The organism is Stenotrophomonas sp. YJH_SMC_53 (assembly GCF_059369995.1).
In genome coordinates this window covers 196,069-209,666 of sequence record NZ_JCAFTF010000007.1, presented here as the reverse complement: position 1 = coordinate 209,666, position 13,598 = coordinate 196,069, and the positions used below count along the sequence as shown (strand labels likewise).

The following is a 13,598-nucleotide window of genomic DNA, read 5'->3' as shown; positions in this document are numbered from 1 at the left end:
GGAAGGGTGTAAACCTCAATACTTACCGTCGAACGCGAAGATCGGCTTGCGCGTCTTCCACGCACCAGCAGTAAAGTCCGGGAACTCCAGCGTCTGGAAACCGTTGGCGATCGACTGCTCGCTCAACGGGGTGATCGCACTCCAGGTCACCGCGTCGTAGATGTCGATCGGCATCGGTGCCTTGGCTTTGAGCGCTTCAACAAATGCATGGATGACGAACCAGTCCATGCCGCCGTGGCCGGCGCTGGCGGCGGTGTCGGCATTCTGCTTCCACAGCGGGTGCTCGTACTCGTCCTGGTACTTCTTGAACTCTTCCCACTGGTGCGGCGGGCTGCGGCCTTCGATGTGGATCGAATGGTTCACATCCATCCACAGGCCCTTGGTGCCCTGCACGCGGAAGCCCATCGAGTACGGGCGCGGCAGCGAGGTGTCGTGCTGCAGCAGAATGGTCTCGCCGTTCTCGCACGCCAGCGTGGTGGTGACGATATCGCCGAGCTTGAACTTCACCTGGGTGCTGGGGTGGGTGGTGCCGCCACTCTTGGCCACGGTGTATTCGTGCAGGCCGCGTGCCTTGGTCGCGAAGGCGTTGATGTGGGTGAAGCGGTTGCCACGGTTGATGCCGGTGTACATCGCACAGGGGCCGATGCCGTGGCTGGGGTACAGCTCACCATTGCGTTCCACCGAATGCTCGGTGCGCCAGCGAGCTTCGCTCCAGCCCTTCGGACCGAACTCCACGCCGCTGTCGTAAGGCTGGTTGGGGTCGCCGGAATTGAACTTCACGCCGCGCAGGTCGTGCTGGTAGCCGGCCTGCAGGTGCACCAGTTCGCCGAACAGGCCCTGGCGCACCATCTGCAGCGCGGCCATCACGTCGCGGCGGTAGCAGACGTTCTCCAGCAGCATGTACGGGGTGCCGGTGCTGAGCTGGGTCTTCAGCACGTCCCAGTGGTCCTGCAGGGTGATGCCGGCCACCACTTCACAGCCGACGGCCACGCCGGCCTGCATGGCGGCAATCGCCATTGGTGCGTGGTACTCCCACGGCGTGGCGATGATCACGCCATCGATGCCCTTCTGTTCCAGCAGGCGCTTCCAGGCGTTGGTATCGCGGTCCTGGCCGTAGGTCTTCGGGGCCGGCTTGCCGGCCTTGGCCACCATGTCCATGGCACGGCCGAGCATGATCGGTTCGATGTCGCACAGCGCGACCACCTCGACATCGTCGCGGCGCACCAGCTCCTTCAGCAGCACAAGGCCACGCATGCCGGTACCGATCATGGCCAGGCGCACTTTGCGCCCGCGTGCCCATGCCGGGGTCTGCGGCAGCAGGCTGCTGGCGGCGACAGCGGCACTGGCCGCGATGAATTCCCTACGCTTCATGGCAAAGATCTCTCCTCTTGGCAGCGTGCCGGCCGCAGCCGGCACGCCAGGTCACGCAAACGGAATTACTTGAACCGGTAGCCGATGGTCACACTGTAACCACGGCCGAAGATGGTGGCGTAGTCACTGGAGTCACCCAGGAAGCTGTTCGGATCGTAGAACGGCAGGCGGTTGAACAGGTTCTTGACGGTGAAGCTCAGGTTCCACGCATCGTCCGGGCGCCAGGTGACGCTCATGTTGGCGGTCCACCACGACGGTGCACCATCGCACTTGCTCTTCTGCAGGGCCAGGTAACCGCCGGTGCAGGTTTCCTTGTTGTTGCTCTCTTCGTCGATCTGGTCGGTGGCCCACTTGGTGCCACCCACGTAGTTGACGAACATGCTGGTGGTCACCTGCTTGTAGGTCCAGTCTGCATTGAGCGTGGCGCGCAGGCGCGGGTTGTTGTAGTAGCCCACCACGTCGCCGTAGTACCAGCCGTTCTCCGCATCCATGTAGAAGCGGTTGCGGTTGGCGATGGTGGCGGCCAGGCCGATGTTCAGGTTGCCCCAGTCGCCCAGCGAGAAGCGGCTGCGCGCGTCGATGTCGAAGCCGTCGATCAGCGTCTTGCCGCGGTTCTTGTACTGGCCGACCACGCTGGCCACGTTGCCGGCGGAGTAGCCCGGCAGGGTGGCCGGGCAGCTCACGCCGCTGGCCGGATCGGCGCACATTGCCGCCAGCTGCGCCAGGTTGGCGCGGTCGCTGTCGGTGATCGGCGAGCGCGACATCGAGATGATGTCTTCCATGCGGCGATAATCCGGCGCGACGATTTCATTGTTGCGGTAGATGAACCAGTAGTCGGCCGAAACCGACAGCCAGGTTGCCGGCTCGTAGACGAAGCCGAGGGTGGCGATCTTGGCCTTTTCCGGCTTCAGGTCCTTGTTCGGCTGGGTCATGCGCGCCACGGTGCGGCTGCAGTCGACGTTCAGCAGGGTCTTGCCGAGGTCGACGTCACCCGGCCGCTGCGACTTCAGCAGCAGGTTGGCGATGGCGTTGGTCTCGCCGCAGCGCAGTTCGTCACGGAAGCCACCGAGCTGGGCGAACACGCCGCCGTTGCCGGACTCGGCCAGGCTCGGTGCGCGGAAGCCGGTGGAATAGGTGCCGCGCAGCATCAGCTGATCGAACGCCTGGTACTTGAAGCCGATCTTCGGCGCGATGTTGGCGCTGAAGTTCGGGTACTTGTCCACGCGCACCGCCGCATCCAGTTCCAGCTTGTCGGTGATCGGTGCCACGGTCTCGGCGAACAGCGCGTAGGTGTTGCGCTTGCCGTCGAACCACGAGCCGCCCTGCTGGGTGATCAGGCCATTGGCCGCATCGGCATTGCCCGGGGTGTAGAAGGTCTCACGGCTGGCGTTGAAGCCGAACGCGGCGCGCATCTCGCCCGCCGGCAGCTGGAACAGCGGTCCTTCGATCTTGCCGTCCAGGGTATGCAGGCGGGTCCACGACTGGATGTCGAAGGTCGGGAACGCTTCACGGATCAACGCGGCGTTGGCCTCGCTGATCTCGCCGAACTTGTACGCCGGGTGGTCGGAGATGATCACCCGACCGGTACCAGGATCGATCGTGTACGGCCCGAACGCCTTCTCGAAGCCCTTGGTGTTGACGTTGATCGTCTGGTAGGTGGTGGAGTGGGTACCCGCGCTGGCGAATGCGGTTTCCCAGTTCCAGTCACCCACGTTGCCACGTGCGCCCGCCAGCACACGATAGCTCTTGTCGGTATTGCGCTGGCCGAAGTAATTCGGGCCGGCATCCTGCAGCAGGTAGTTCAGGCCGACCACGCCGCCCATCATCGCCTTCAACTGCGGGCTGGCGTGGTTGTACTCGTTGTTCGGGCCCAGGAACGGGTACAGGAACTGGTTGACGGTGTTGCCGGTGTTGCGCGAGAACCAGCTGGTCGGGTTGCCGGTCGTGGTGCCGTAGGTGCGCGGCGTGCCGCCGTTGGCGCGCAGGTCGATGTCGGTGTAGGTCGCCTCGGCGAAGATCTCGGTGCTGTCGCCGACCAGGAAGGTGCCGTTGAGGTAGGCGGTGTTGCGCTCGGACTTGGCGCCGGCATCGATCTCGTTGTTCATCCAGGTTTCCCAGACGCAACGCGGGCCGGCCGCTTCACTGGTCAACACGTTCTTGCAGCCCGGCGCAGCTTCCTGCACGCGGCGGCCGGTGACCGGATCGAAGGCGAAGTAGGTGCCCGGGTTGAACTCGCCCGGCCTGCTGCCCACGCCCAGGCGCAGGTTATTGAGGTAGTTCGGGTTGTTGACGTAGTACTGGTCCGGACGCTTGTCGTAGAAATCGCTCAGCGGAATCGCGTCGCGACGGTACATGTTGACCGCGCCGTAGATGTTGAAGCGGTTCTCGGCCAGGTCACCGAAGCCGGCGGTGATGCTGGCCTGGCGCTCACCGTAGGAATCGATGCGCGAGGAGGTGTCGTTGGTGAAGCTGATCTCGGCACCCTGGAAGTTGCGCTTGGTGATCACGTTGATCACGCCGGCCACCGCGTCGGTACCGTACACGGCCGACGCGCCGTCGGTCAGTACTTCCATGCGCTCGATGGCCGCCGCCGGGATCGCATCGATGTTGACGAACTGGGTCTGGAACCCGGCCGGTGCGCCGTAGTACGACAGGCGGCGACCGTTCAGCAGCACCAGTGTGCCCTGTGCGCCCAACCCGCGCAGGTTGGCCTGTGAGGCACCATCGGAACCGGTGAACAGCGAGCGCGCATCCTGCTGCGCGGGGCGAGCGGCCGGCAGGTTGTCGAGCACCTGCAGCAGCGTGCTGCGCACCCATGTTCTGGATGTCCTGCTTGCTGATCACCTGCACCGGCGAGGCGGTTTCAACGTCGGTGCGACGAATGTTGGAGCCGGTGACCTCGATACGGGCGAGGTCGGTGGCGTTGTCCTTGCTCTCCTGGGCGAAGGCAGGAGCAGCAAGCGAGAACAGCGCGCCGGCAATGGCCAGCGTCAGCGGAGCGATCGAGCGGCAGGGGGGGCGGTGGTGGCGGGCGGGCAACATCGGGGTTCTCTCCTGGCAGGGGTGCGGCGCAACTGAGTGAGCGCGTGGGCGTTCGGCGGGCAAAACGCTCCCGGGCCACGGCCATGAGGGCCGTAGTCGGGATGGGGCGGGGGAGGAGCGGTGTTACGTGGGGGTCATGGGGCGACGATGCTGGCGGAGTCGCCCTCCTGGCCGATCAGTACGGCGTTGGCCCAGTTGGCACAGACCTGGGCGGGTTGGCTGCCCTGCGAACCCAGCGTGCGCAGGCTCAGGGTGGAAAGGCCACGGATGTCCAGCTCCGGCTTGACCACGCCGGGCGCCTTCACCAGGCCGCTGTCGTACAGCAGGCGGTTGTCGCCCCATACCTGGAACTGCAGGCCGCCGGCGTTGCGGCAGGCGTCGTCGATGCCGAGGTCGGCACGCAGCAGGTGCCAGCCGCCCAGCAGGCGCAGGTCGATGCGGCTGTTGGCGCCGACCCCCAGGCCACGGCGGAACTGCAGGCCGTTCATGCGCATGCCGGCGTCGCCACGGAAGGACTGGTCGGTACGCAGCTGGCTGGCCAGCGCGGCCGGCACCGGCAGCTCGGAGAGATAGCGCTGCCGGGCCGGTCGCTCCGGTTCCTGGTGTTCGAGGATGTGGAAGGTGGACAGTGCGATCGGGCCGACGTCGCGCGGCTGCAGTGCATCGAACGCGCGGGCGCTGCCCTGGGCGGCGGTCACCATCGGGTCGGTGCTGCTGGCGCCGTCGCCTTCGGGGTTCTGCACGCTCAGTACGCGGAAGCGCAGCAGGCGGCCGGCATGGGCCGGGAAGTCGATGCGTTGCACGCCTTCCTTCAGCTGCAGGCGGCCACGGGCGATCGGCTCGCCCCACTCGCCATTGCTGTCGCCCAGGTACACCTCGTAATCGCGCACCTGGCCGTGCTTCCAGTTCTTGTCGTTGCGCGGTGCGATGTCGATGCCATCGATCATCCTGCGCTCGCCGAAGCCGATCACCCACTCGTGCGCGCCAGTGCGCACGGCCTGGTTGCGCACGCTGCGGAACCAGGTGTTGGGATCGTCATCGAAGGCGTTCTCCAGCGCATGGCCGGGCTCCTCGGCCGGGCGGTTGACCACCAGCAGGCTGTCTGCGGGCAGTTCGCGGCCGAGTACCGGCGCGGCCGGATAGGCATCGTCGGCGGCCGCAGCGGCCGCCGCGAAGTCCAGCTGCAGCTGCAGCGGCTGGCGGATGTCCTGGACAGCGGTACGCACGTGCAGCGTGCCACGGCGCTCCTTGGCATCGAAGTACCAGCCTTCAGCCGCACCGTTGAACGCCGCCGCATCGGCCAGCGCTGGCAACGCGCGGCCACCGGCCTGCACTGCACGTGGCGCCTGCCGGCTGAGCACGCGCAGGCCATAACGACGCTGCGCCAGCTGGCCGTTGTACTGGCCCTGCACCGCATCGATCTGCACCTGCACCGGGCCACTGCCCAGTGCAGGCGCCTGCACGCGGATTACCTGCGTGCTCGACTCACCCTGCTGGTAGCGGCGCGTGTTGCCATCGTCTTCGTACAACGTGTACTGCGAGTCGCCCTGCGGGTACAGGTCGAAGGTCACTTCATCGAGCGGCTTTTCGCCGTCGAACAGCATCGACGGGTACATCGGCAGGATCGCACCGGCGCGCACGAACACCGGCAGCGTGGCCAGGTCCACCTGGCGGTCCAGCTGGCGGCCGTCGGCACCGGCCTGCACGCGGCGGCCGTCCCAGTAGTCGATCCAGCCGCCGGCCGGCAGGTGGATGTCGCGGCGCCAGCCACGGCTGGCGGCCTGGCTGCGGTACACCGGCGCCACCAGCAGATCGCGGCCGAGCAGGAACTGGTACTTGTAGGTCTCATCCTGTGCATGCGGGTCGCGCGGGTAGTCCCACATCAGCCCCCGCACCGGCGGTGCGCCGGTCTGCGCGGCCTCGTGCACCAGCCCGTACATGTACGGGGTCAGGCGCATCTTCAACTTCAGGTAATCGCGGTTGATGCTGCGGTACGGCTCGTCGTACCACCACGGGTGCTTGCGCGCGTTCGACGACCAACCGCTCATGCCCATCAGCACCGGGGTGAACGCCTTCCACTGCAGGTCGCGGGTGAAGGTCTCGGCGCTGCCGCCGAAGATTGCATCGACGTCGCCACTGGCGTAGGCCATGCCGGACAGGCCCGAACCGACCAGGGTCGGCACGTGCCAGCGGATGTAATCCCAGCTGCTGCTCTGATCGCCGGTCCACGCTACGGCGTAGCGCTGGATACCGGCCCAGCCCATCACCGTCCACAGGAACGGGCGCGAATCGGAGTTGTCGAGGATGCCGTTGAACGCCTGGCGGTTGGCATCCATCGCGAACTGGTAGCCCTTGCCGGTCCAGGCCACGTCCAGCTTCTGCACGCGGCTGCCGGCCTTGCCGACTTCCCAGGCGATCTTGTCGACGCCGTTCTCGGTCCACAGGCCGGTGCGGAAGCCGTAGCCGGCGAGCCCCTTCACCGTTTCCGGCAACTGCTTGTAGCCGCAGCCGTAGCCATCATTGGGCAGGATCCAGCCACCGGGCATGTCGTGGGCGCGGTACTGCTTGGCCACGCTGTCGATCACATCCGGCGTGGTGCCGGTCGGGCCGTCGCTCCAGCCTTCGGGCACGGTGCCGGGCTTCTTGCTGTTGTCGCCGTCGTTGTAGCAGTCGGCATCGCCATAGGACAGCGCCCAGCGCGCCACCATGTTCGGGCGGCCGGTCAGCTGGGTGTAGCGCTCGATCAGTTTCGGCAGGTCGGCGCCGACGAAGTAATAGGCATCGAAGCGGTCTTCGCGATGCAGCAGCGTGGCCTGGTCGGCCTCGCGCAGATCGTAGCTGCCATCGCTCCACGTATTGCGCAGCATGCCCCAGCCACGGCTGCTCAGCAGCATGGGTGCCGGGCTGGGGCGGTCGCCCTCTTCCCAGCCGCCGGAATAGGACACCTCCAGCTCGCGGCCCTTGAACTGATAGCGGCCGTTCTGCTGGCCGCCACCGAAGTAGCCCTCATCGGCCTGCGAGGACAGCACCTGCACGCTCTGCGTGGCCTCCAGGTCCAGCGGCTGCAGTTCCTGCCACAGCGCGGTGGGCTGGCCGTTGTCCAGGCGTTCCAGGCGCAGGCGCAGCGGTTCCCGCTGCACATGCAGGACCAGTGCGTCGGTACGCACGCGGATTTCCTGCGCATCTTCTTCCAGCTGCGCCTGCACGTTCGCCTTGGGCTGCGGCAGCACGATCGGTGCGGCTTTGTCGCCGGCGCCGGTCAACGTGCCGTTGCGGCCGGCCTGCACGCGGATGATGTCGGTCGCCGGCAGTTCAATGCGGATGCGCGCGCCCTTGTCGGTCTGCAGGTCCCAGCCCTGCACGCCATCGCGGCTGGCGCTGGCGCTGACCGATCGCAGGTTTCCGACCGGCTCGGCCCTGGCCGTCATGGACGCCAGCATCAAGGCCGGCAACAGGGCCAGCATCAGCGGCGAGCGACGAACGCAGTTTTCCACGCGGACTCCCAACCCGTTCACCGGGCGTTTCGAAAGCGATTGGGCCGACTCTAGGGCAGCGATTCGAAAGATGTCAACAAATTGAAAGGAAAAAGGAAGATATATTCCATTGAAACGAAAGTTGTTGCGTCGCAATACTTTGTGTAAGCGCTTGCAGTCGCCTGTTAAGCATTGTGCGATACGGCATTTGAGCCGTCCTTTCGTTTTCCTGGTCATGCCGCGACTGGGAAAGCCACTCGGCCATTTTCTTTCTTTTTACTTTCGATGTTTGACATTTCGAAAGAAAACACAGATGGTGCGCTGGCCCAACTGGAACCTCCGAATGGACGTCACCCTGCTTTCCGATGTGTCCGCCTGGCAGCGCCTTGGCGGAGCCGATACCGCAACCGAAATCGCCCAGCAGCCTGCGCTGTGGGAAGCACTCGCACAGGACCTGTCGCGTGCCCGCGACCGCCTGCAGGCCTTCCTCGGCGACAGCCTCAACGATCCCAACCAGCGCGTGCTGTTCACCGGCGCCGGCAGTTCCGGCTTCATCGCCGAGATGGTGGCCGACGCGATCAACGCACAGTGGGCGGCCGAGGTGCGCGTGGTGCACACCACCAGCCTGCTGACCCACCCGGCGCTGTACCTGCAGCGTGACCGCCCGACCCTGCTGGTGTCGTTCGGCCGCAGTGGCTCCAGCCCGGAAAGCGTGGCAGCGGTGGATCGCGTGCGCAGCGACGTGGACGACGCGCGCTTCCTCGACATCACCTGCAACGCCGATGGCGAACTGGCCCGCCGTGGCGCCGGCCGTGGCGATACGTGCACCCTGCTGATGCCGTCGGCCAGCTGCGACCGTGCCTTCGCCATGACCAGCAGCCTGACCTGCATGCTGCTGGCGGCACTGACGGTGTTTGATCGCTCGCCGTGGGATGCGCGCGTGGCGCGCCTGAAGCAGATCGCCGCGCTGGCCCGCGAAGGGCAGGCGCAGTGGGACGCACCAGTGGCAACGCTTGCGCAGCGCCCGTTCAACCGCGTGATCTACCTTGGCAGCGGCCCGCTGGAAGCGCTGGCCCGCGAGTGTGCACTGAAGGTGCTGGAGCTGACCGCTGGCCGCGTTCTGGCGCTGGCCAACACGCCGCTGGGCTTCCGTCACGGCCCCAAGTCGACGCTGGATGGCAACACCCTGGTGGTGGTGCTGCGCAGCGTGCAGCCGCTCGCGCGCCGCTACGAGCAGGACCTGCTGGACGAACTGCGCCGCGATGGCGTAGCCGGGCAGGTGCTGGCGATCGGTCCACATTCGGACATCGGCGCCGATGACGATTACACCCTCACCGTACCGGCGCTGGACGATCCGTGGCTGGCACCGGTGTGGCTGGGCTTCGCGCAGCTGTTCGCGCTGCAGCGCTCGGCCGCGCTGGGACTGACCCCGGACAACCCGTTCCCGGACGGCACCGTCAACCGCGTCGTCAAGGGCGTCACCATCCACCATGGCTGAGCTGATCGCCCACGCCTGCTATGGCATCGACATCGGCGGCACCAAGATCGAGCTGGTGGCGTGCGATGCGGCGATGCAGGTCACCTGGCGCCGCCGCGTGGCCACGCCGCAGGGCGACTACGATGGTTTCCTGCAGGCCGTGGTGACGCTGGTGGCCGAGGCCGACGCCGCGCTGGGCCGGAATGATGCGGCCATCGGCATTGCCCTGCCCGGCGTGCGTGACCGCCGCAGCGGCCGCCAGCTCAGCGCGAACGTGCCCGCACTGACCGGCCAATGCGTGGCGCAGGATCTGCAGGCGCGGCTTCAACGCTCGCTGCATTTCGGCAATGACCTGCAGTGCTTTGCCCTGTCGGAAGCGCACGGCGGCGCCGCCGATGGCTACCCCAGCATGTTCGGCGCCATCCTCGGCACCGGTGCCGGCGGTGGCTTCTGCCTGCAGGGCCGGCTGCTGTCCGGCTTCAACGGCCTGGCCGGCGAATGGGGCCACTGGAGCGTGCCCGGCCATCTGCTGCAGCGCCATGGCCTGCCGCTGCTGGACTGCGGCTGCGGCCTGCAGGGCTGCGTGGAGCGCTATGTGTCCGGCAGCGGATTGGCCATGATCGAACGCCACCTCGGAGGCAGCGCCGTCGACGCCAGTGCGGTGATCACGCTGGCCGAAACCGGCGATGCCCGCGCGCGCAAGGCGCTGGACATCCATCGTGACCTGCTCGGCCACAGTCTGGCCGCGCTGGTGCTGGCACTGGACCCGCACGTGATCGTGCTCGGCGGCGGACTCTCGCAGTACGCGCCGCTGTACCAGCAGCTGCCGGCCGCCATCGCCACCCATCTGTTCAATGGCGTGCAGGTCCCGCCGATCGTGCCGCCACGGTTCGGCGACGCCGGTGGCGCACGTGGTGCCGCCCTGCTCGCCTGCCAACCCTCGTTTTCCTGATCTCCGGAGCCTGACCATGTCCCCGTTGCAGACCCTGCTTGCTTCCCACCGCGCCGGCGCCAACGTCGGCCTGTACAGCGTCTGTTGCAGCAACGAGCAGGTGCTGCGCGCGGCCATGCACGTCGCCCTGGCGCATGGCACCGTGCTGCTGATCGAGGCCACCTCCAACCAGGTCGACCAGTTCGGCGGCTACACCGGCATGACCCCGCCGCAGTACCGCGACTACGTGGGCACGCTGGCCGATGAAGAAGGCTTCCCGCGCGAGCGGCTGATGCTGGGCGGCGACCACCTCGGCCCGAATGCCTGGCAGAAGCGCCCGGCGGCCGAAGCGATGACCCACGCGCGCGTGCTGATCGAAGCCTACGTCGCCGCCGGTTTCCACAAGATCCATCTGGATTGCAGCATGTCCTGCGCCGATGATCCGGTGCCGCTGCCCGATGCCATCGTCGCTGCGCGCTCGGCCGAGCTGGCCGAAATCGCCGAACGCACCGCCGCCGAACATGGCCTGCCGCCGCCGGTCTACGTGATCGGTACCGAAGTGCCGATTCCCGGAGGCGAAGCCTCGCTGGCCGAAGGCCTGCAGGTGACCACGCCGGCCGCCGCCGCGCAGACCCTGGCCATCCACCGGCAGGCCTTCGATACCCCGCAGCTGCGCGATGCGTGGCAGCGTGTGATCGCGATGGTGGTGCAGCCGGGCGTGGACTTCGACCACAGCAGCGTGCACGAGTACGACGCCGCCGCTGCCAGTACGCTGGCCGATTTCCTCGAACAGCAGCCACGCATCGTGTTCGAAGCGCACTCCACCGACTACCAGCGCGAGAGCGGCCTGCACGCGCTGGTGCGCGACCACTTCGCCATCCTCAAGGTCGGGCCCGCGGCCACCTTCGCCTACCGCGAAGCGCTGTTCGCGCTGGCCGCGATCGAGGCCGAACTGCTGCCGGCGGCACAGTGCTCGCGCCTGCCGCAGGTGCTGGACGAGGTGATGGTGGCGCAGCCGAAGTACTGGCAGTCCTACTACCAGGGCGATGACACGGCGCTGCGCCTGCTGCGCAGCTACTCCTTCAGTGACCGCTGCCGTTACTACTGGGGCGAGCCCGCGCTGGTGCAGGCGGTGCAGACCCTGTTCGCCAACCTGGAACAGCACGCGCCGCCACTGGTGCTGCTCAGCCAGTACCTGCCGGAGCAGTACCGCGCCGTGCGTGAGGGCACGCTGGCCAACACCCCCACCGCGCTGGTGCAGCACCGCATCGGCCTGTGCCTGGGCGAGTACGCGCGCGCCTGCAGCGCCAACCAGGCCGGAACCCGCACGCAGAACGCACGTTCGGCTGCCGCAGTTGCTGCGAACGGCTAATCTCTACCTTTCCCCGCGAAACCGAGAATGGCCATGCGCAACACCCGCTCCCGCCGGCAACAGATCCTGCAGCTGCTGATCGAGCACGGCTCGGTGCAGGTGGCCGATCTGGTCGAGCGTTTCGGCGTGTCGGCGGTGACCATCCGTGCCGACCTGACCCACTTCGAGTCGCAGGGCCTGGCCAACCGCACCCACGGCGGCGCCACCCTGGTGCGCACGCCGCCGCAGGAACAGGACATCCATGAGAAGGACGCGCTGAACCTGCCGTTGAAGGAATCGATCGGTGCGCGCGCTGCGCGCCTGGTGCAGCCGGGCGACAACATCATCATCGATTCCGGCTCGACCACGATGACGCTGGCTCGCCACCTGCGCGCGCATCGCGACGTGACGGTGATGACCAATGGCCTGAACATCGCCTGGGAACTGGCCAATGCCGCGGGCATCACCGTGCTGCTGACCGGTGGCCTGCTGCGCCAGCAGTCGCTGTCGCTGCAGGGCAGCCAGGCCGAGGCCAGCCTCAACTCGTACAGCTTCGACACCCTGTTCCTTGGCGTGGATGGCCTGGACCTGCAGTTCGGCCTGACCACCCACGACGAGGCCGAAGCCCGCCTCAACCACCGCATGGTCGAGCGCGCGCGCCGCATCGTGGTGCTGACCGACGCCTCCAAGTTCGGCCGTGTCAGCCTGCACCGCATCGCCCGCCTCGACCAGATCCACGCCATCATCACCGACGCCGGCATCGACGAGGCAACCCGCGAAGGGCTGCAGCGGCTGGGTATCGAAGTGATCATTGCCGAGCCTCCCGCATGACCGACATCCGTTCCCTGCATGGCCGCATCCTCACCCCGCTGGGCTGGCGGCGTGGCCAGGTACACTTCGATTCACATGTGCGCCAGCTGCAGGTGGATGACCACAGTGGTGCTGACGACCTGCAGCTGCCGGTCATCCTGCCCGGCTTCATCGACCTGCATGTGCACGGCGCGGCCGGGGTGGACCTGATGCAGGGCGGCGACGTGGCGCGCACCATCGCGCGCACCCATCTGCGCTTCGGTACCACCACGCTGCTGGCAACCACCATGACCGCCGGCCTGGATGAGATCGAGCACGCGCTGCAGGGCGTGGCTGCGACGATGGCGGCGCCCGATGCCGACGCCGCCAGCATCGTCGGCGTGCATCTGGAAGGACCGTTCATCAGCCCGCAGCGGCTCGGTGCACAGCCCAACCGTACGATCGAGGCGACGCTGGCGCTGGTGCAGCAACTGCACGCACTGGCGGCGATCCGGGTGATGACGCTGGCACCGGAAATCGGCGATCACACCGCACTGATTCCCGCGCTTTCGGCGATGGGCATCCGCGTGCAGCTCGGCCACAGCGCCGGCACCTACGAGGAAGGCGTAGCCGCGCTGCAGGCCGGCGCCTCCGGCTTCACCCATCTGTTCAATGGCATGACCGGTGTCGACCATTACCGACCCGGCATCGCCGCAGCGGCGCTGGCGCATGCACAGTACGCCGAGATCATTCCCGACCTGCAGCACATCCATCCCGGCGTGATCCGCCTGGCCGCGCGCGCGATCCCGCGCCTGTATGCGGTGACCGACGCGACGGCCGCCACCGGCATGCCCGACGGCGAGTACGCGCTGGGCGAGCAGCGCGTGCACAAGTGCGGCGGCTGCGTGCGCCTGGCGACCGGTTCACTGGCCGGCAGCGCGCTGACCATGGACCAGGGGCTGCGCAACCTGGTGCGCGTGGGCCTGGAGCTGGCCGATGCCTCGCAGCGCGTTTCCACCTTCCCGGCCGACTATCTGGGCCTGGGCGATCGCGGCCGCATTGCGCCCGACGCCCGCGCCGACCTGGTGGTACTGGACACCGAACTGCGCCTGCGGCAGGTGGTGGTTGGTGGCCGGGTGATCGACCTGCACTAGGCGACGCGCG

Annotated in this window: 7 protein-coding genes and 1 pseudogene; 5 read left to right on the top strand and 3 right to left on the bottom strand. The window is 67.2% G+C overall.

Features of this window, described 5'->3' with window-relative positions:
* Nucleotides 1-15: 15 nt before the first annotated feature.
* The 3 genes and pseudogenes from AC5P7X_RS13270 to AC5P7X_RS13260 form a co-directional block, all read right to left on the bottom strand.
* Nucleotides 16-1,371, bottom strand: coding sequence for a Gfo/Idh/MocA family protein (locus AC5P7X_RS13270; RefSeq protein ID WP_065197216.1), 1,356 nt, complete (start codon nt 1,369-1,371; stop codon nt 16-18).
* 65 nt (nt 1,372-1,436) lie between these two features.
* A pseudogene (locus AC5P7X_RS13265) lies at nt 1,437-4,413 on the bottom strand (TonB-dependent receptor domain-containing protein).
* 134 nt (nt 4,414-4,547) lie between these two features.
* Entirely contained in the window at nt 4,548-7,907 is a 3,360-nt protein-coding gene (locus AC5P7X_RS13260) for a TIM-barrel domain-containing protein (protein ID WP_495214964.1), read from the bottom strand.
* Between the two features lie 322 nt (nt 7,908-8,229).
* On the opposite strand from AC5P7X_RS13260, the gene AC5P7X_RS13255 reads away from it, so the two are divergent.
* Genes AC5P7X_RS13255 through nagA form a run of 5 tightly spaced genes read left to right on the top strand, consistent with a single transcriptional unit; the run spans nt 8,230 to nt 13,588 of the window.
* Nucleotides 8,230-9,384 (top strand): SIS domain-containing protein, encoded by a 1,155-nt coding sequence (locus tag AC5P7X_RS13255; RefSeq protein WP_065177898.1) that lies wholly within the window; start codon nt 8,230-8,232, stop codon nt 9,382-9,384.
* Entirely contained in the window at nt 9,377-10,315 is a 939-nt protein-coding gene (locus AC5P7X_RS13250; RefSeq protein ID WP_053496824.1) for an ROK family protein, read from the top strand. The genes AC5P7X_RS13255 and AC5P7X_RS13250 overlap by 8 nt, the downstream gene beginning before the upstream one ends.
* A 16-nt stretch (nt 10,316-10,331) precedes the next feature.
* A complete protein-coding gene (locus AC5P7X_RS13245; RefSeq protein ID WP_111129508.1) occupies nt 10,332-11,666 on the top strand; it encodes a D-tagatose-bisphosphate aldolase, class II, non-catalytic subunit in 1,335 nt (444 codons plus the stop codon).
* Nucleotides 11,667-11,699: 33 nt separating this feature from the next.
* Nucleotides 11,700-12,476: a DeoR family transcriptional regulator gene (locus AC5P7X_RS13240; protein ID WP_005420109.1), complete on the top strand. Its 777-nt coding sequence runs from the start codon at nt 11,700-11,702 to the stop codon at nt 12,474-12,476.
* A complete protein-coding gene (nagA, locus tag AC5P7X_RS13235) occupies nt 12,473-13,588 on the top strand; it encodes an N-acetylglucosamine-6-phosphate deacetylase (protein WP_346607418.1) in 1,116 nt (371 codons plus the stop codon). The genes AC5P7X_RS13240 and nagA overlap by 4 nt, the downstream gene beginning before the upstream one ends.
* The last annotated feature ends 10 nt before the right edge of the window (nt 13,589-13,598 follow it).